Here is an 18,158-nt window from a genome sequence, read left to right on the forward strand (position 1 = left end):
ATGGACGCGGACCTGCGGCACGACAGGCAGGCGGGCGGACTCGACACGGACACCGCCCCCGCCGCCACAAGTACGGCCACGGCCAGGGTCGTCGGGATCGTCTGGGGCCTGCTGATCCTCAACACCCTCGGCTCGGCCGGCGCGAAGACCATCGTGCCGCTGCCCCGCTCCCTCATCCAGATGGTCACCATGGGCGCGCTCGTCGCCGCGTTCGCGCTGGCGCTCGTGGTGAACCTGCGGCTGCGCATCCGCCCCAGCGCATTCGTGCTCCTGCTCACCCTCCTGCTGGTGCCCAGCCTGATCTCCAGCGCGAACCTCAACTCCGGGTTCGGCGCGCTGTTCCGCTGCGGCCGACTGGCCCTCTTCGTCGGCACGCTGTGGCTGCTCAGCCGCTGGTGGGACGGCGGCACCACGTTCGTCCGGCACCACATCCGGATGTACTTCGCGGTGCTCGGCTCGGTGGCCGCCGGCCTGCTCATCTCACCCGGCGCGGCCCTGCCCGAGCTGTACGGCGGGCGGCTCGTCGGCGCGCTGTGGCCGCTCACCCCGCCGCAGATCGGGCAGTACGCCGCGGTCATCATCGGACTCACCGTGCTGCTCGTGCTCGGGCGCAGGACGGACCGGGTGAGCGCGGCGGTGGTCATCGTGCCGTCCCTCGTCCTGCTCGCGCTGACCCACACCCGTACGGCCACGCTCGGCCTGATCATCGGGCTGACCCTGGCGATCGGCTCGCTCGTCCTGACCAGCGCCGCCGCCCGCCGCTTCTTCACCTGGGCGGTGCTGTGCGCCGTGGTCGCCGCCGTGGGGTTCGCCGGCGCGCTGCGGTCGTGGTTCCTGCGCGGCCAGAGCCAGGAGAACTTCTCCAACCTGACCGGCCGGGCGAAGGTCTGGGACGCCCTGCTGGCGGCGCCCCGGAGTACGGGGGAGAAGCTGTTCGGGATGGGCCTCGGCGACAAGTCGTTCGGCGGGCTGCCGATCGACAACAGCTGGCTGGCCGTCTACCACGAACAGGGGCTGACCGGCATCGCGCTGGTCGGGTCGGTCATCGCCGTGCTGGGCGGAGTCGCGCTGCTGCGGCCGCCGTCGCTGTCGCGGGCCTGCGCGATCTTCCTGATCAGCTACTGCGCGATCGCCTCGTACACCGAGGCCGGACTCGGCGACGCCTCGCCGTATCTGCTGCACCTCGCGGTGGCCGCCTCCCTGCTGGCGGCACCGGCGGACCCACCGCTGCCGCCGCCCGCGGTCCCGCGACGACACGTCCCGCGCTGGGCCCGCGGACCGGAGGTGAGCTGAGCATGCACGTCCTCGTGGTGCACAACCACTACGCCTCGGCGCAGCCGAGCGGGGAGAACAAGGTCGTCGGCCAGGAGACGGAGCTGCTGCGCGCGGCCGGCCACCGGGTCGAGGTGTTCGAGCGCCGCAGCGACGACATCGCCGCGATGTCCCTGCTCGCCAAGGCGGGGGTGCCGCTGCGCGTGCCGTGGAACCCGGCGGTCCGGCGGGAACTCGCCGCCCGGCTGCGCGCCGAGCGGCCGGACGTGGTCCACGTCCACAACGTCTTCCCGCTCCTGTCGCCCGCGGTGCTCGCCGCCTGCGCCGCCGCGGACGTGCCCGTCGTCGCCACGCTGCACAACTACACCCAGATCTGCCCTCCCGGCACACTCCAGCGGGACGGCCGGCCCTGCACCGAGTGCGTCGGGTCGACGCCGCTGCCCGCCGTCCGGCACGGCTGCTACCGCGGCTCCCGGCTGGCGACGGTGCCGCTCGCGGTCAGCCTGTCGGCGAACCGGCGCCGGTGGTGGTCCGGCGTGGACCGGTTCCTGTGCATCTCCGCCGCCCAGCGCGAGGTCCTGGCCCGGGGAGGCATGCCGCCCGAACGGCTGGCGGTCAAGCACAACTTCGTGCCCGAGCCGGGCGAGGTGCGCACCGGCGCCGGCGAGCACCTGCTCTACCTCGGCCGGCTCGCGGAGGCGAAGGGCGTACGGCTGCTCATGGCGGCCTGGGACGCGATCGCCGCCGACGGCGGGCTGGGCCTGCCGCTCGTGATCGCCGGCACCGGGCCCCTGGAGCGGGAGGTGACCGACTGGGCGGCGGGCCGGGACGACGTGCGCTACGCCGGGCTGCTCGACACCGCGGAGAGCCGCAAGGCCGTCGCCCGCTCGGTCGCCGTGGTGGCGCCCTCGACGTGGCTGGAGGCGTTCGGCCTGGTGGTCGTGGAGGCGATGGCGGCGGGCGTACCGACCGTCGCCGCCGGTCACGGCGCCTTCGTGGAACTCGTCGAGGACGGGGTGACCGGGCTGCTGCACCGGCCGGGCGAGGCCGCCTCGCTCGCGGCCTGCCTGCGCCGGATCGCGGCCGGCCCCGACGACGGCCGGGAGATGGGGCGGGCGGCCCGGCGGCGCTACGTACGGGACTTCAGCCCGGCGGTCGGGCTGAGGCGCCTGGAGGAGGAGTACCGCACCGCGATCGCGGGTCGGTCAGCACAGGCTCGCGCCGGGGACACCCGCGCGAACAGGGGGGATGGGGACAACAGATGACACGATGCCGACTCTGCGGCTCGGCGACGCTGGCGAGCGTCGTCGACCTGGGGGCGACCCCGCCGTGCGAGAGCTTTCTCGCCGCGGACGCGCTGGACCGGCCGGAGACGACGTACCCGCTGCACCTGCGGGTCTGCACCGCGTGCTGGCTCGCGCAGATCCCGCCGCTGATCACACCGGAGGAGACGTTCAAGGAGTACGCGTACTTCTCCTCGTTCTCCACCTCCTGGGTGGAGCACGCGCGCACGTTCGTCGACGCCGCCGCGGAGCGGGTGGGCCTCGGCCCCGACGCCTTCGTGGTCGAGGTCGCGAGCAACGACGGCTACCTGCTGAAGCACGTGGTGGACCGGGGGATCCGCTGCCTGGGCGTCGAACCGTCGGTGAACGTCGGAGCCGCGGCACGGGACGCCGGAGTGCCCACCCTCACGGAGTTCCTGAGCCCGGACACCGGCAGGGCCGTCCGCGCCGAGCACGGTCCGGCGGACCTGGTCGTGGCGAACAACGTGTACGCGCACATCCCGGACGTGGTCGGGTTCACCGAGGGACTGCGCGCCCTCGTCGCCGACGACGGCTGGGTCTCCATCGAGGTGCAGCACCTGCTGACCCTCATCGAGGAGAACCAGTACGACACGATCTACCACGAGCACTTCCAGTACTACACGGTCGCGTCCGCGATCCGGGCGCTCGCCAGTGGCGGACTCGCCCTCGTGGACGTCGAGTTGCTGCCCACGCACGGCGGCTCCATCCGCCTGTGGGCCCGGCCGGCCGAGGTGGCGGGCGAACCGTCCGCGCGGGTCGCCGACGTACTGGACCGCGAGAAGGCCGCCGGACTTCAGGAGCTGTCCGGGTACACCGAGTTCTCCACCCGGGTGGCCAAGGTCCGCCGGGACCTGCTGCGGTTCCTCGTCGAGGCGGCCGAACGCGGTGAGACGGTCGTCGGCTACGGCGCCCCGGGCAAGGGCAACACCCTGCTCAACCACTGCGGCGTCCGGCCCGACCTGCTCGCGTACACGGTCGACCGCAACCCCTACAAGCACGGCCGGTTCACCCCCGGCACCCGCATCCCGATCCTGCCGCCCGAGCGGATAGCCGCCGACCGGCCGGACTACGTGCTCGTCCTGCCCTGGAACCTGCGGGCCGAACTGGTGGAGCAGCTGTCCTTCGTGCACGAGTGGGGCGGCCGGCTGGTCTTCCCCATCCCGGAACTGAGCATTGTCGAGGTCACGCGATGAAGGTCGTCCTGTTCTGCGGCGGTTACGGGATGCGGATGCGCAACGGCACCTCCGACGACGTCCCCAAGCCGATGGCGATGGTCGGCCCCCGGCCGCTGATCTGGCACGTCATGCGCTACTACGCGTACTTCGGGCACACGGAGTTCATCCTGTGCCTCGGGTACGGCGCCCACCACATCAAGAACTTCTTCCTCAACTACGAGGAGACGACGTCCAACGACTTCGTGCTGCGCGGCGGACGGACCGAGCTGCTGTCCACCGACATCTCGGACTGGACGATCACGTTCGCGCAGACCGGCATCGAGTCGCCCATCGGTGAGCGGCTGCGCCGGGTACGGCACCACCTGGACGGCGACGAGATGTTCCTCGCGAACTACGCCGACGTGCTCACCGACGCCCCGCTGCCGGAGATGATCGACCGGTTCGCCGGGCGCGACGCGGGCGCCTCGATGATGGTGGTGCCGCCGCAGTCCTCGTTCCACTGCGTTGAGCTGGGCGAGGACGGACTCGTGGGGGGCATCACCGCGGTGAGCGAACTGCCGCTGTGGGAGAACGGCGGCTACTTCGTGCTCCGCCAGGAGATCTTCGACCACATCCCGGAGAACGGGGACCTGGTCGCCGACGGATGCGGCCGACTGGCCAAGCAGGGACGGCTGGTGGCCCACCGGCACCGCGGCTTCTGGAAGCCCACCGACACCGTGAAGGAACGCGCCGCGCTCGACGAGGCGTACGCCCGGGGCGAGCGCCCCTGGGCCGTCTGGGAGCGGGACGGCGCGGCGACCGGTGCCCGCGTGGGGACCGCGTGATACGGCTCGGCGCGGGGCGCCTGGACCGGATCGTCGCGGTCGGGGCGCACTGCGACGACATCGCCATCGGCGCCGGCGCCACCCTGCTGACCATGTGCCTCGCGCGGCCGGGCCTGCGCGTCGACGCCCTGGTGCTCTCCGGCGGCGGCACCGAGCGCGAGCAGGAGGAACAGGCCGCGCTCGCCGCCTTCTGCCCGGGCGCCGACCTGCGGCTGACCGTGCACAAGCTGCCGGACGGCCGGCTGCCCGCGCACTGGGAGGAGGCCAAGGACGCGGTCGAGGACCTGCGCGCGGACACCGAGCCCGACCTGGTGCTGGCCCCGCGCACCGACGACGCGCACCAGGACCACCGCGGCCTGGCGCGGCTGATGACCACCGCCTACCGCGACCACCTCGTGCTCGGCTACGAGATCGTCAAATGGGACGGCGACCTCGGCCGCCCGTCGGCGTACCAGCCGCTGTCGCCTGAGATCGCCGAACAGAAGGTGCGGCTGCTACAGGAGCACTACCCCTCGCAGCGGCACCGGCCCTGGTACGACCGGGAGGCCTTCCTCGGCCTCGCACGGATCCGCGGCATCGAATGCCACGCCCGCTACGCCGAGGCGTTCACCGTCACCAAACTCACTCTCGACCTGGGGGATTGAACCTTGCGCGTACTGCTGACCGGACACCAGGGCTACCTCGGCACCGTGATGGCCCCGGTGCTCGCGGCCGCCGGACACGAGGTCGTCGGCCTCGACGCCGGACTGTTCGCCGACTGCGTCCTCGGCCCGGCGCCCGCCGACCCCGCGGGGCCGCGCGTGGACCTGCGCGACGTCACGGCCGAGCACGTCGCCGGGGTGGACGCGGTGATCCACCTGGCCGCGCTGTCCAACGACCCGCTGGGCTCGCTCGCGCCGGAACTCACCTACGACATCAACCACCACGCGTCCGTACGGCTCGCCCGGCTGGCGCGCGACGCCGGAGTGCGGCGCTTCCTGTACGCGTCGACCTGCTCCGTCTACGGTGCCGCCGGTGGCGGGGACCTCGTGGCCGAGGACGCCCCGCTGCGCCCGGTGACGCCGTACGCGGAGTCCAAGGTGCGGGTCGAGGACGACCTGCACGCCCTGGCCGACGGCGACTTCAGTCCCGTGTACATGCGCAACGCCACCGCGTTCGGCTACTCGCCCCGGCTGCGCGCCGACATCGTGCTGAACAACCTGGTGGGCCACGCCCTGCTGTCCGGCGAGGTCCTCGTGCTCTCCGACGGCACCCCCTGGCGCCCGCTGGTCCACGCCGCCGACATCGCGCGGGCCTTCACGGCGGCGCTCACCGCCCCGCGGGAGGCGGTGCACGACCGGGCGTTCAACATCGGCAGCGAGGTCAACAACGTCACGGTCGCCGAGATCGCCGAGCAGGTCGCCGCCGCGGTGCCCGGTTCGAAGGTGGTGATCACCGGCGAGAACGGTGCCGATCCGCGCTCGTACCGGGTGGACTTCTCGCGGTTCCGTGCCGCGGTGCCCGGCTTCGACTGCGAGTGGACGGTGAAGCAGGGCGCCCTCGAACTTGCCGACGCCTACCGCGAACACGGGCTGACGCGGGAGGACTTCGAGCGGCGCTTCACCCGGCTGGCCGTGCTGCGCGCGGCGACCGAGGCCGGTGCCGTCGACGACACCCTGCGGTGGCGCCGATGACCACGGCCGGCGAGGAGATGCACGCGCTGGTGAAGCGGCTGTACCCGCTGTGCCGGAGCATCACCGGCGACGGCGTGCGCGCCACCCTGGACGTCGTCGGCGAGTACCTGCCGCTGCGGGTGCACGAGGTGCCGACCGGGACGCAGGTCCTCGACTGGACCGTGCCGCAGGAGTGGAACATCCGGGACGCGTACATCGCCGACGCCGAGGGCCGCCGGGTCGTCGACTTCGCCGCGTCCAGCCTGCACGTGCTGGGCTACAGCGTGCCCGTGTCGGCGACCATGCCGCTGACCGAGCTGCGCAAGCACCTGCACACACTGCCGGACCACCCCACGTGGGTGCCGTACCGCACCAGCTACTACCAGCCGGAGTGGGGGTTCTGCCTGTCCCAGGAGACCCTGGACGCCATGCCGGACGGCGACTACGAGGTGCGCGTCGACTCCACCCTGGAGGACGGCCACCTCACCTACGCCGAGCACGTGATCCCCGGGCAGGTCACCGACGAGGTGATCGTCTCCTGCCACGTCTGCCACCCGTCGCTGGCCAACGACAACCTGGCCGGCATCGCGGTGGCGACCTATCTGGCCCGGGCGCTGGCCGAGCGGACGCCGTACTACACCTACCGGTTCGTCTTCGCGCCCGGCACCATCGGGGCGATCACCTGGCTGGCCCGCAACAGGGAGCGGATCGACCGGGTCAAGCACGGCCTGGTGCTGGCCTGCGCGGGCGACTCGGGCCGGCTGACGTACAAGCAGAGCAGACGCGGCGACGCGGAGATCGACCGTGTCATGCGGCACGTGCTCACCGCCTCCGAACGCCCGCACCACATCACCGAGTTCACCCCCTACGGCTACGACGAGCGGCAGTACTGCTCGCCCGGGTTCGACCTCGGCGTGGGCTCGCTCAGCCGGACCCCCTACGCCGGGTACCCCGAGTACCACACCTCGGCGGACAACCCGGACTTCGTCTCCCCGGAGGCGATGGCGGACACCCTCGCCGTCTGCCGCGAGACCTTCGCCGTGCTGGACGCCAACCGGCGCTACCTCAACCTCAGCCCGTACGGCGAACCACAGCTGGGGCGGCGCGGGCTGTACGACTCGCTCGGCGGGCGCAGCGACGCCAAGCAGGCCCAGCTGGCCATGCTCTGGGTACTGAGCCTCTCCGACGGGGAGCACGGTCTGCTGGACGTGGCCGAGCGGTCCGGGCTGCCGTTCGACACGGTCGCCGGCGCGGCCGACGCCCTGCACGGCGCCGGGCTGATCAAGGCATGACCCCGATGACCACCGAGGGGGCGGATCCGCCGACGACGAAGACGCCGGCCGGATCCGCCCGGCGTGCCCTCGTCGGCCGGCTGTCCTGGGGGCTGGCCGACCAGGCGGCATCCAGCATGACCAACTTCGCGGTGGGCATCTACGTGGCCCGCTCGCTGGGGCTGACCGCGTTCGGCGTGTTCAGCCTCGCCTGGGTCACCTACGGCGTGGTGCTCAACGTCTCGCGCGGCCTGGCCACCGACCCGCTCGTGGTGCGCTTCAGCGGCGTGCCGCACGCGTCCTGGCGCGAGGCCGTGGCCCGGTCGTCGGGCATCGCGCTCGGCGTCGGCACCGTCCTCGGCGTGCTGTCCCTGGTGACCGGGCTCGCCGTCGGCGGGCGCGTCGGGTCCGCGTTCGCCTGCCTCGGCGTGGTCCTGCCGGGGCTGCTGCTCCAGGACGCCTGGCGGTTCGCGTTCTTCGCCGCGGGCACCGGCCGGAAGGCGTTCGTCAACGACCTCGTGTGGGGGGTCGCGCTCGTCCCCGCCATGGTGGTGGCCGCCCGCGTGGGCAGCGTCGGCGCGTTCGTGCTCGCCTGGGGCGCGTGCGCCGCGGTGGCCGCGGTCTACGGCTGCTTCCAGTCCGGCATCCGGCCCGGCCTGACCGGAGCACGCGACTGGCTGCGCGACCACCGCGACCTCGGCTACCGGTACCTGGTCGAGAACGTCAGCAACAGCGGCGCGAGCCAGCTGAGGGCGTACGGGCTCGGCGCCGTCGTCGGTGTCGGCGCGGTGGGGGTGATCCGGGGGGCGGAGCTGCTGCTCGGCCCGTTCCTCGCCCTGCTGATGGGGCTGTCGCTCGTCACCGTCGCGGAGGCGGCCCGGGTGCTGCGGCGGGCCCCGCACCGCCTCGCCGCGTTCTGCCTGCTGCTCGGCGGCGGGCAGGCCGCCGCCGCGCTGCTCTGGGGCGGCGCCCTGCTGCTGGTGCCGGACCGGGCGGGCGAGTTCGTGCTCGGCGGTGTCTGGGGCTCCGCCTCGGAGCTGATCGTGCCGGTCACGCTCGGCGTCGCGGGCGCCGGCCTCGGCACCGGCGCGGCGGCCGGGCTGCGAGCCCTCGGCGCCGCCCGGCGCAGTCTGCGCAGCCAGCTGATCGGCTCCGCCTGTTACGTCGCCGGCGGGCTCGGCGGGGCGGCCCTGGCCGGCACGGCCGGCTCCGCCTGGGGTGTCGCCGCCGCGACCGTCTGCGGCTCGGCCGTGTGGTGGCTGCACCTGCGGTCCGCCCTGCGCGAGCGCCACCACAACTCCGTTCCCGAAGTGAGGACTTCATGAGCGCCCAACCCAGGCTGAGCATCGGCCTGCCCGTGTACAACGGCGAGGAGTACCTCGCCGAGTCCCTCGACGCGCTGCTCGGCCAGACCTACGAGGACTTCGAACTGGTCATCTCCGACAACGCGTCGACCGACGGGACCGAGGACATCTGCCGCCGGTACGCCGCGAAGGACTCCCGCATCCGGTACATCCGGCTGCCCCGCAACATCGGCGCCGCCCCGAACCACAACTACGTCTTCACCGAGTGCCGCGGCGAGCTGTTCAAGTGGGCCTCGCACGACGACCTGTACGCACGGGACCTGCTGCTGCGCTGCGTCCAGGCGCTGGACGAGCGCCCGGACGTCGTCCTCGCGCACAGCGGACAGGCGGTCATCGACGGCGACGGCCAGGTGAAGGTCCCCTACGAGTACGGCCTCGCCACCGACTCCCCGCACGCGCCGGAGCGCTTCCGCAGCCTGCTCTTCGAGCCGGGCGGCGACGACTTCTACGGGGTGATGCGGGCCGACGTGCTGCGCCGGGTGAAGCCGCACGACAGCTACCACCACGCGGACCGCACCTTCGTAGCCGAGATCACCCTGCACGGGCCCTTCCACCAGGTGCCCGAGCTGCTGTACTTCCGCCGCGACCACCCGACCCGCGCCGAGCGGGCGAACCCCTCCAAGCGCTCCCGCTGCGTCAACCTGGACCCGCGCCGGGCGGGCCCGCTGCACCCGACGCCCCGGCTGCTCGCCGAGTACGTCTGGGGCTTCGTCTCGGCGATCCGGCGGGCGCCGCTGTCCCCGGCCGACCGCCGCGCGTGCTACCGCCACCTGGCCTCGTGGATGACCAGCCGGTTCCGGCCGGGCGCCGGCGAGCGCGTCGAGGACCGCGCACGGGTCGACCCGGCCCGCCTCACCGTCTCCGTGGACGCCCTCGTCGCCGGCCGCGAGGGGAGGCAGGCGTGACCGTCCCCGGCGAGACCCCGGTGCGCGTAGGGGTGTTCGGCCTGCTCGGCTCCGGCAACCTCGGCAACGACGGCTCGCTGGAGGCCGTGCTCGGCTACCTGCGTGCCCGGCACCCGGAGGCGCTCGTGGACGCGCTGTGCGGAGGGCCCGAGGAGGTGGCCGCCCGGTACCGGATTCCCGCGACGCGGCTGCACTGGTACCGCGGGGAGTACCGCACCGCGTCACGCCTGGGCGCCGTCGCGGGCAAGGGCCTGGGCAAGCTCGTCGACGTCTTCCGCACCGCCGCCTGGGTGCGCCGGCACGACGTGGTGATCGTGCCCGGCATGGGCGTCCTGGAGGCCACGCTGCCGCTGCGGCCGTGGGGCTTCCCGTACTCGCTGTTCCTGCTGTGCGCCTCGGGCCGGCTGTTCGGGACCCGGGTGGCGCTGGTCGGCGTCGGCGCCGCCCCGATCGGCGACCGCGCCACCCGGGCCCTGGTGCGCTGGTCGGCGCGGCTGGCCGCGTACCGCTCGTACCGCGACACCCTGTCCCGCGACGCGCTGCGGGCCATGGGCGTGGACACCGCGCGCGACAAGGTCCACCCGGATCTCGCCTTCGCCCTCCCGGCGCCCTCGCCGAGCACGCCGTCGGGCGCTCCCGGGCCGGTCTGCGTCGGCGTCATGGACTTCCACGGCGGCAACGACGACCGGGCGCGGGCCGAGGAGATCCACCGCCGCTATCTCGACGGGACGACCCGCTTCGTCCGCGCCCTGGTCGAGGAGGGCCGGCCGGTGCGGCTGCTCACCGGCGACGACTGCGACGCCCCGGTGGCCGCAGCGATCGTCGACGCGGTCGGCTCGCCGCTGGTCACCGCCGCCGAGGCCACCTCCCTGGCCGACCTGATGAAGGAGACGGCGGCTGCCGACACCGTGGTGGCCACCCGCTACCACAACCTGGTCTGCGCGCTGAGGGCCGGCACACCGACCCTCGCCCTCAGCTACGCGGCGAAGAGCGACGCGCTGATGGCCCGGATGGGACTCGACGCGTACTGCCACCCGGCGCGCGAGATCGACGCCGACCGCCTGCTCGGCCAGTTCCGGGACCTGGAGGGCAGGTCGGCACAGCTGCGGCGGACCCTCGCCGAGCGCAACCTGCTGGTGTCCCGCCAACTGGACGACCAGTTCACCGACTTGACCGCGGCCCTGTTCCCGGCGGCCGACCACACCCACGTCCTGCGGGAGGCCTCGTGAAGGCGACCGAAGTCCCGGCCATCGCCGGCGCGTTCCTGTTCGAGTCGACGCCCCACGCCGACGAGCGCGGCTTCTTCTGCCGCACCTTCGACGCCGACGTGGTCCGCTCCGTGGGGCTCGATCCGGACGCCTTCATCCAGGACAGCGTGTCCCGCTCGGTCCGGGGCGTCCTGCGCGGACTGCACCTGCGCTCCGGCGCCGGCGAGGCCAAGCTGGTGCGCTGCTCCTACGGACGGATCTTCGACGTGGTCGTGGACCTGCGGCCGGACTCGCCGACCTACCGCAACCGGGAGTTCTTCGAGCTGTCGGGCGACACACCCACGACCCTCTACATCCCGGCCGGATGCGCCCACGGCTTCCAGGCGCTGACCGAACCGGCCGACGTCACGTACCGGATCGACCGCCCGCACGATCCGGCGGAGGACGTGACGATCGCCTTCGACGACCCCGAACTCGCCATCCCCTGGCCGCTGCCGGCCACGTCCATGTCCAAGCGGGACCAGGAGGCGCCGAGCCTCGCCGAGGTCCTGAAGCAGAGAGAGAAGTGAGACCGGCGTGGACACCGAGAAGAGCGCGACCGCCGCGACCGCGGAGACCGAACGGGCTCGAGGGACAGCCGAGTTCGCGCTGCCCCGCTCGCAGGCGGCGAACGAGCGGCTGCACGCCCTGATCCCGGGCGGCGCGCACACCTACGCCAAGGGCGACGACCAGTACCCGGAGAACCTGGCCCCCGTCATCAGCCACGGCCGCGGCGCCCACGTGTGGGACGTCGACGGCAACCGGTACATCGAGTACGGCTCCGGTCTGCGGTCGGTCAGCCTCGGTCACGCCCATCCCCGCGTGCTGGAGGCGGTGCGACGGGAACTCGACCGCGGCAGCAACTTCGTCCGCCCGTCCATCGTCGAGGCGGAGGCGGCGGAGCGCTTCCTGGCCACCGTGCCGACGGCGGAGATGGTCAAGTTCGCGAAGAACGGCTCCGACGTCACCACCGCGGCGGTACGCCTCGCGCGCGCCGTCACCGGCCGGCCCAAGGTGGCCATCTGCGGCGACCACCCGTTCTTCTCGGTCGACGACTGGTTCATCGGCACCACGCCGATGTCCGCCGGTATCCCGGAGGCGATCACGGACCTCACCGTGGCGTTCCCCTACGGGGACCTGGCCGCCACGGAGGAACTGCTCACCCGGCACCGCGACGAGGTCGCCTGCCTGATCCTCGAACCCGCCGGTCACCGCGAGCCGCCGCCCGGCTACCTCGCCGGACTGCGCGAACTGGCCGACCGGCACGGATGCGTCCTGGTCTTCGACGAGATGATCACCGGCCTCCGCTGGTCGGAGGCGGGCGCCCAGGGCCTGTACGGCGTGGTCCCGGACCTCTCCACCTTCGGCAAGGCGCTGGGCAACGGGTTCGCCGTCTCCGCGCTGGCCGGGCGCCGCGACCTGATGGAGCTGGGCGGGCTGCGTCACGAGCAGGACCGGGTGTTCCTGCTGTCCACCACGCACGGGGCGGAGACGCACTCCCTGGCGGCCGCGATGGCCGTGCAGGCCACCTACACCGAGGAGGGCGTCACCGCGCGGCTGCACGCCCTCGGCGAGCGGCTGGCCGCCGGCGTCCGCGAAGCCGCGGCCGGCATGGGCGTCGGCGACCACGTCCTCGTCCGGGGCCGGGCCAGCAACCTGGTCTTCGCCACGCTCGACGAGAAGGGGCGGCCGTCGCAGCCGTACCGCACGCTGTTCCTGCACCGGCTCCTCGCGGGCGGGGTGCTGGCCCCGTCCTTCGTGGTGAGCAGCGCGCTCGACGACGACGACATCGATCACACCGTCGACGTGGTGGCCCAGGCGTGCGCGGTGTACCGGAAGGCACTGGACGCCGGTGACCCCACCCCCTGGCTGACCGGACGGCCCGTGAAGCCCGTGTTCCGCCGTCGGGCCTGACCTGACGTAACGTCAGTCACGGCGAGCTGCTGCCTATTTGACGTTACGTCAGACAGTGGGCGCTGGGGAGTCCGGGGGCCTCGTCAGTGAGGTGCTCGCGGGCCGGAGCGGGCCGGGCGGTCGTCCACCCGGGCGTCCGCCTGGCCGCCGGGGCCGTCGGCCACCCGGTCGACGAGCCACGCGGTCGTCGGCACCACCGCCAGCGCGGTGCACCAGCCGCCGAGGACGTCGGTCGGGTAGTGGGCGCCGAGGGCGACCTGCGCCCACCCCATGGCGGCGCCGGCGACCAGCGCCACGGCGAGCACGAGTGACGCGCCCGCCCTCCTGCCGAGGCCGGGCCGGCCGGCCGCGAGGAGCGCCACCACCAGGGCCAGCGCGGTGAGGAAGGCGGTGTGCCCGCTCGGGTAGGAGAGGTTGTCGTCGCCGTGGATGGTGCGCCCCACCAGGTGCTTGAGCAGCGTCGCCGTGACCACGGCCGCACCGGAGGCGGCGACGGCGAGCACCGCCGCGCGAGGACGCCGGAGCAGCAGACAGCCCGCCACGACGACCACGACCAGCGCCGCCGCTCCGGCGGGCTCGCCGAGGAAGTCCGCGGCCAGGGCGACGCGCCGCCAGGGCGGCCCCACGCTGTCCGCCGTGGGCTCCACGAACCACCGGTCCACCGCGCCCGGTTCGCCGTGACCGGCATACAGGACCCCGATGCCGGCGACCACCAGCACGGCGAGGCACGCGACCGGTCCGAGCCAGGAGCGCAGCGAGAGCGGCAGCACCGCGGGCGCCGGCCGGCCCTTCACGCGCCCACCGGGTACCGGCCCGGCCGGGCCGGTGTTCCGGTCCCTCCTGTCAGGTGATCCAACGCGTCCCCCCGTGTCGTCCGGCCCACCTCCCGGCGACCCTAACCCGCGCCCCGTTCCGCCGTTGACGCTCCGGGAGAACGCGGCCTCCCGGGCCGTACGGAACGGGAAGGCGACGCATCCCCCGGACTGTGCGGGGCAACAGTCCACATGACGGACAGGTCCACGCGGTTGCGGATGTCCACATGACGGGGCAAAGTACACACCGGCCGCACTCCGGCTCAAACCGCGAAGTCCCGCCGGAAGGCCCAGGTTTACAGCCGTGTCCGGGATCAGGGGCCCGGTGCCACGGGCCGGCGGACGAACACCACGGCTTCAGCTTCAGCCCATGCTCGGTCCAAGGGGGAATGGATGGACGGCCTGAAGTCCGCTTGTACCGTGACCGGAACGCGGGTCTTACCGGCCCCGCACTCGGGGTCACGCGCCGGCGGATCACTTGCCACGCCGGTGTCCGCACGAGACGGCTCACGCTCATCGGTCGACCGCCGATGCCGCGGGCCCGTCCTCGTGGCCGGAGCACCGTGTACGCGCATACCCGCGGCCTGCGAGCCCGCCGCATGACGCGAGGGGAAGAGGGCCTGCGCTTTCAGGTGCTGGGGCCCGTCGCGGTGCGGTGCGGGGATGCCGCCGCCCGGCTGCCGAGCACCGTGGCGCGCCGTGTGCTCACCGTGCTGATGCTGTCCCCGGGCGAGGTGCTCAGCACCCCCCGGCTCGCCCGGGCGGTCTGGGGCACCTGCTGCCCGGCCACCGCCTCGAACCAGGTGCGCAAGGCGGTGGCCCAGCTCCGGCAGGCGATCCCCGGCGCGGGCGACTACCTCCTCACCGACGGCCCGAACTACCGGCTCGACGTGGGCGCAGCCGAGTCCGACCTGGTGGAGTTCAACCAACGGCGCCTGCGGGTCCGCAAGTTGACGGAGGGCGGAGCGGACGAGGCCCAGGTGATCGGCGAACTGCAGGCGGCCCTCGCCCTGTTCCGCGGGCAGGTCGCGGCGGACGTCGTCGACGCCGACGAGCTGGACAACGGATCGATCCGCGCGGCCGCGCGCGTAGTGGAGGAGCGACGGCTGGCGGTGCAGAAGGAGTTGATCACCCTTCAGCTGCGCTCGTCGCCGCCCGCGCTGGTCATAGGGGATCTCCGGGACCTGGTGGCCCAGCACCCGCTGGCGGAGGACCTGCGGGCGCAGCTCATGCTCGCGCTGTCCCTCTCGGGGAGGCAGGCCGACGCGCTCGCCGAGTACGCCGAGATCCGCACCCTGCTCCGCGACGAGCTCGGGATCGATCCCGACCACTCGCTGGCACAGGTGCACAAGGCGGTCCTGCGCGGGGACGCGCTGGCCTACCTGCGGGCCGGCGCTCCCCCCGGATATCGGGGGCAGGACTCCGCGTCGAGGAGTGACGCGGGTAGACACCCGGCGGTGGCGCCCTCCCGCGGGGCACGTATCCGCCCCACCTGCACCCTGCCCCACGGTCTCACCGACTTCGTCGGCCGCCGCCAGGAGGTCGACGCCCTGCTGCGGACCGCCAGGGAGGGCTCGCGGGGTTCCGGGCCGCTGCTGATCTGCGTCGACGGCATGGGCGGCATCGGCAAGACGGCACTCGCCCTGCACACGGCGCACCGGCTGGCCCAGGACTATCCGGACGGCCAGTTCTACGTCGACCTGCACGGGTTCAGCCCGGGGGAGGGGCCCCGTGAGCCGGCCGAGGTCCTGCACGTGCTGCTCCGCTCGCTGGGCACCGAGGCGGCGCGCATCCCCGCGGACCTCGACACCCAGGTGGCCATGTGGCGTGCCCTGCTGGCCGAGTCCAAGGTGCTGCTGGTGCTCGACAACGCGGCGAGCGAGGCGCAGATCGTGTCGCTGCTGCCACCAGGCAACGGCTCCCTCGCCCTGATCACCAGCCGGCGCCGTCTCTACGGCCTCGACGGCACCGAACCCTGCCCGGTCTCCCGGATGAGCGACGCGGACTCCAGGACGCTCGTCGAGCGGCTGCTGGGGGACGGCCTGGACCCGGAGGCCACCCGGCGGCTCGTCGCGCACTGCGGCGGACTCCCGCTGGCGCTGCGGCTGGCCGCAGCCAAACTGCGCAGCCGCCCCACCTGGAATCTGTCCCACCTGGTGGAGCGCCTGGACGACATGCAGCGGCGTCCCGCCGAACTGAAGGCGGGTGACCGCAGTGTCCGTTCGGTGCTCCAGCTCTCCTTCGAGACCCTGACCGACGCGCAACGGGACGCGCTGGGCGTGCTGACGCTGCTGCCGGACGCGAGCCTGGACGCGTACGAGGCGGCCGCCCTGCTCGGCACCAGCCCGCCCGAGGCCGAACTCCTCCTGGAGAGCCTGCTCGACGTCAACCTCCTGGAGCAGCCCCGTCTCGGCCGCTACTCCCTGCACGGACTCGTGGCCGGTGTCACGGCGGGCATGGGCGAGGTCAAGTGGCTGCTGCGCAGCGACAGGCGGCGCTCGGCGCTCCGCCGGCTGCTGGACTACCACCTGGCGGTCAGCAACCGCAGTTGCACGCTCCTCGGCCGCAAGGACCCGGAGACCGACGCCCGCGTGGACACCGTCCCGTACCTCCCCGAGATCGAGAGCCGGGAGGAGGCGACGGAGATCTGCGAGAGAGAGTCACCCGCGATGCTGGCGGCACTGTGCACGGCCCGGCACGAGGGGTTCTTCGTGCCGGCCGCGCAACTCGCGCACAACCTGCGGTTCGTCCTGGCGCCGGACGGCTGCCAGGCCTTCGACCAGGGCGCGGCGTACGGCGACGCGGCACGGCCGCCGAAGGAGTCCGAGATGTTCCGGGCGGCGCTGCTCGGCCTCGCCGCCGCGTGCCGGCGGACCGGGCTGATCGAGCAGAGCAGGACCCTGGCGAGCGAGGCGCTGAACATCACCGTGTCCCGCAGGCCCCGGTGGGGGAGCCCCGTGCCGCACTCCGCGGGCGCGGTGCGGCCGGGGCGTGCCGCGGGCCGGGCGGGGTCGCGGTGAAGGCGCCGCCGGTCACCGCGGAGCGGGCTGAAGCCTGACGGGGATGCTGCGGTACGCGCGGAAGGTGACGCTGGGACGCCGCTCGACCGCGCCCGCCGCGACCGGGGTGGCCGGTGCGTGCGCCAGCCACCGCAGCACCGCACGCCCTTCCACCTGCGCCAGCGCCGCACCCAGGCAGTGGTGGACACCGCCGCCGAAGCTCACGTGCGGGTTGGGGTCGCGGGTGATGTCGAGCTCCCCGGGGCGGGCGAACCGGGCCGGATCGTGGTTGGCGGAGCCGAGGAGCAGCACCAGGATGCGGCCGGCGCGCACGGTCCGGCCGTCGATCTCCACCGGCTCCCGCACGTAGCGGGCGGTGGCCTGGATCGGCGCGTCGTAGCGCAGGAACTCCTCCACGGCAGGGACCGCCAGCTCCGGACGGGCCCGCAGCAGGGTGAGCTGCCCCGGGTGCCGCAGCAGCGCCGAGAAGATCGTGGAGATCAGGTTGGTGGTGGTCTCGAAGCCCGCGAAGAACAGGAAGACCACGTTGTCCACCAGCGTCTCGCGGTCGAAGCCGGGATGGGTGCGCCGGGCGGCCAGCAGGTTGCTCACCAGATCGTCGGTGGGACGCCGGGCCCGTTCGTCCACCAGGGCCGAGACGTAGGACCGGAGCCAGGTGACCGCCTCGTGCGCCGACGCCCGCTCCTCCGGGGGGACGTAGAGGGCGAACGCCTTGGCCAGCTCCACGGCGTACGGCCGCACCGCGGCCCGGTCCACGTCCGGGATGCCGATCAGCTCGCACACCACGGTGACCGGCAGCGGGAAGGCCAGGTCGCCGACCACGTCGAGCACCCCGCCGGGGCCCGCGCGTTCCCGGGCCTCGGCCATCAGCCGGTCCACCTGGGTGGCGACGTAGTCCTCCAGCCGGCGCATCAGCTTCGGGCTGAACGAACGCTGCATGATCCCGCGCAGGAAGGTGTGCGCGGGTGCGTCCTGGTCCAGCACGATCCGCTTCAGGAAGTCGTTGGCGGGTCCGGCGCCGGTGGAGAACTCGTGGTACTCGGGCGGGTATTCGTGCCCGAGCCGGCGGTCCTTGAGCAGCAGGCTGACGTCCCGGTGGTGCGAGACGACCCACTGGCCGGCGGCGCCGCGGGCCAGCCGGCCGGCGGCGCGCAGATCGGCGTACACCCGGTAGGGGTCCGCGACCACGGCGGGGTCGCGGGAGTCGAACCTGGCGGGCAGCGTGCGCATGCGGCCGGCACCTCCTGTGGCTGGCGCGTGGTGTCCCGTGAGCCTGCCAGCTCCGCGGCGGGGTCGCGGGAACCTGTCGTCAGTCCTTCACGGCCGCCCGCCGCCACCCGCCGGGCTCCCACACTGGGCGGGCCGGGGAACGACCTGACCACACGGCCGAGCACCCGC

The 18,158-nt window shown here is 73.4% G+C and carries 15 protein-coding genes; 13 read left to right on the plus strand and 2 right to left on the minus strand.

All coding sequences use genetic code 11. From position 1 onward, the window contains the following. From ACZ4VA_RS13405 to ACZ4VA_RS13460, 12 genes are all read left to right on the plus strand, one after another. Complete coding sequence (locus ACZ4VA_RS13405; RefSeq protein ID WP_356238673.1) at positions 1-1,293, plus strand: O-antigen ligase domain-containing protein; 1,293 nt, start codon at positions 1-3, stop codon at positions 1,291-1,293. Between the two features lie 2 nt (positions 1,294-1,295). Next, entirely contained in the window at positions 1,296-2,537 is a 1,242-nt protein-coding gene (locus ACZ4VA_RS13410) for a glycosyltransferase family 4 protein (RefSeq protein ID WP_468081273.1), read from the plus strand. Beyond that, positions 2,534-3,769: a methyltransferase domain-containing protein gene (locus ACZ4VA_RS13415; protein ID WP_468081275.1), complete on the plus strand. Its 1,236-nt coding sequence runs from the start codon at positions 2,534-2,536 to the stop codon at positions 3,767-3,769. Before ACZ4VA_RS13410 ends, ACZ4VA_RS13415 begins: the two co-directional genes overlap by 4 nt. After that, positions 3,766-4,575, plus strand: a complete 810-nt coding sequence (locus ACZ4VA_RS13420; RefSeq protein WP_355783279.1) for a glycosyltransferase family protein — start codon at positions 3,766-3,768, stop codon at positions 4,573-4,575. Before ACZ4VA_RS13415 ends, ACZ4VA_RS13420 begins: the two co-directional genes overlap by 4 nt. Further along, positions 4,572-5,219, plus strand: coding sequence for a PIG-L deacetylase family protein (locus tag ACZ4VA_RS13425; RefSeq protein ID WP_355783276.1), 648 nt, complete (start codon positions 4,572-4,574; stop codon positions 5,217-5,219). Before ACZ4VA_RS13420 ends, ACZ4VA_RS13425 begins: the two co-directional genes overlap by 4 nt. A gap of 3 nt (positions 5,220-5,222) precedes the next feature. Beyond that, positions 5,223-6,248 (plus strand): NAD-dependent epimerase/dehydratase family protein, encoded by a 1,026-nt coding sequence (locus tag ACZ4VA_RS13430; RefSeq protein ID WP_355783273.1) that lies wholly within the window; start codon positions 5,223-5,225, stop codon positions 6,246-6,248. Next, positions 6,245-7,519: a DUF4910 domain-containing protein gene (locus ACZ4VA_RS13435; protein WP_468081279.1), complete on the plus strand. Its 1,275-nt coding sequence runs from the start codon at positions 6,245-6,247 to the stop codon at positions 7,517-7,519. The genes ACZ4VA_RS13430 and ACZ4VA_RS13435 overlap by 4 nt, the downstream gene beginning before the upstream one ends. After that, a complete protein-coding gene (locus ACZ4VA_RS13440) occupies positions 7,516-8,823 on the plus strand; it encodes an MATE family efflux transporter (RefSeq protein WP_356164555.1) in 1,308 nt (435 codons plus the stop codon). The genes ACZ4VA_RS13435 and ACZ4VA_RS13440 overlap by 4 nt, the downstream gene beginning before the upstream one ends. Beyond that, the gene (locus ACZ4VA_RS13445; protein WP_356164553.1) at positions 8,820-9,767 is read left to right on the plus strand and encodes a glycosyltransferase family 2 protein; all 948 of its coding nucleotides are present in this window, start codon (positions 8,820-8,822) and stop codon (positions 9,765-9,767) included. Before ACZ4VA_RS13440 ends, ACZ4VA_RS13445 begins: the two co-directional genes overlap by 4 nt. Beyond that, positions 9,764-10,996: a polysaccharide pyruvyl transferase family protein gene (locus ACZ4VA_RS13450; protein WP_389389117.1), complete on the plus strand. Its 1,233-nt coding sequence runs from the start codon at positions 9,764-9,766 to the stop codon at positions 10,994-10,996. The genes ACZ4VA_RS13445 and ACZ4VA_RS13450 overlap by 4 nt, the downstream gene beginning before the upstream one ends. Next, a complete protein-coding gene (locus ACZ4VA_RS13455) occupies positions 10,993-11,544 on the plus strand; it encodes a dTDP-4-dehydrorhamnose 3,5-epimerase family protein (RefSeq protein ID WP_355793901.1) in 552 nt (183 codons plus the stop codon). The genes ACZ4VA_RS13450 and ACZ4VA_RS13455 overlap by 4 nt, the downstream gene beginning before the upstream one ends. A 79-nt stretch (positions 11,545-11,623) precedes the next feature. Then, positions 11,624-12,928 (plus strand): glutamate-1-semialdehyde 2,1-aminomutase, encoded by a 1,305-nt coding sequence (locus ACZ4VA_RS13460; RefSeq protein WP_468081491.1) that lies wholly within the window; start codon positions 11,624-11,626, stop codon positions 12,926-12,928. Between the two features lie 83 nt (positions 12,929-13,011). Here the strand turns inward: ACZ4VA_RS13460 and ACZ4VA_RS13465 are convergent, their stop codons facing one another. Then, positions 13,012-13,722, minus strand: a complete 711-nt coding sequence (locus ACZ4VA_RS13465) for a phosphatase PAP2 family protein (RefSeq protein WP_356238660.1) — start codon at positions 13,720-13,722, stop codon at positions 13,012-13,014. A gap of 617 nt (positions 13,723-14,339) precedes the next feature. On the opposite strand from ACZ4VA_RS13465, the gene ACZ4VA_RS13470 reads away from it, so the two are divergent. Next, positions 14,340-16,760: an AfsR/SARP family transcriptional regulator gene (locus ACZ4VA_RS13470; protein ID WP_468081283.1), complete on the plus strand. Its 2,421-nt coding sequence runs from the start codon at positions 14,340-14,342 to the stop codon at positions 16,758-16,760. A gap of 12 nt (positions 16,761-16,772) precedes the next feature. Here ACZ4VA_RS13470 and ACZ4VA_RS13475 read toward each other — a convergent pair whose 3' ends face one another. Next, on the minus strand, positions 16,773-17,990 hold the full coding sequence (locus tag ACZ4VA_RS13475; protein ID WP_388904767.1) for a cytochrome P450: 1,218 nt from the start codon (positions 17,988-17,990) through the stop codon (positions 16,773-16,775). Positions 17,991-18,158 lie beyond the last annotated feature (168 nt).

The sequence above is a fragment of the Streptomyces sp. NPDC028308 genome (assembly GCF_055565855.1).

Coding starts and splice junctions, on each gene's coding strand:
- ACZ4VA_RS13405 (WP_356238673.1), top strand. CDS start 1: ATGGACGCGGACCTGCGGCACGACAGGCAGGCGGGCGGACTCGACACG.
- ACZ4VA_RS13410 (WP_468081273.1), top strand. CDS start 1,296: ATGCACGTCCTCGTGGTGCACAACCACTACGCCTCGGCGCAGCCGAGC.
- ACZ4VA_RS13415 (WP_468081275.1), top strand. CDS start 2,534: ATGACACGATGCCGACTCTGCGGCTCGGCGACGCTGGCGAGCGTCGTC.
- ACZ4VA_RS13420 (WP_355783279.1), top strand. CDS start 3,766: ATGAAGGTCGTCCTGTTCTGCGGCGGTTACGGGATGCGGATGCGCAAC.
- ACZ4VA_RS13435 (WP_468081279.1), top strand. CDS start 6,245: ATGACCACGGCCGGCGAGGAGATGCACGCGCTGGTGAAGCGGCTGTAC.
- ACZ4VA_RS13440 (WP_356164555.1), top strand. CDS start 7,516: ATGACCCCGATGACCACCGAGGGGGCGGATCCGCCGACGACGAAGACG.
- ACZ4VA_RS13445 (WP_356164553.1), top strand. CDS start 8,820: ATGAGCGCCCAACCCAGGCTGAGCATCGGCCTGCCCGTGTACAACGGC.
- ACZ4VA_RS13470 (WP_468081283.1), top strand. CDS start 14,340: ATGACGCGAGGGGAAGAGGGCCTGCGCTTTCAGGTGCTGGGGCCCGTC.
- ACZ4VA_RS13475 (WP_388904767.1), bottom strand. CDS start 17,990: ATGCGCACGCTGCCCGCCAGGTTCGACTCCCGCGACCCCGCCGTGGTC.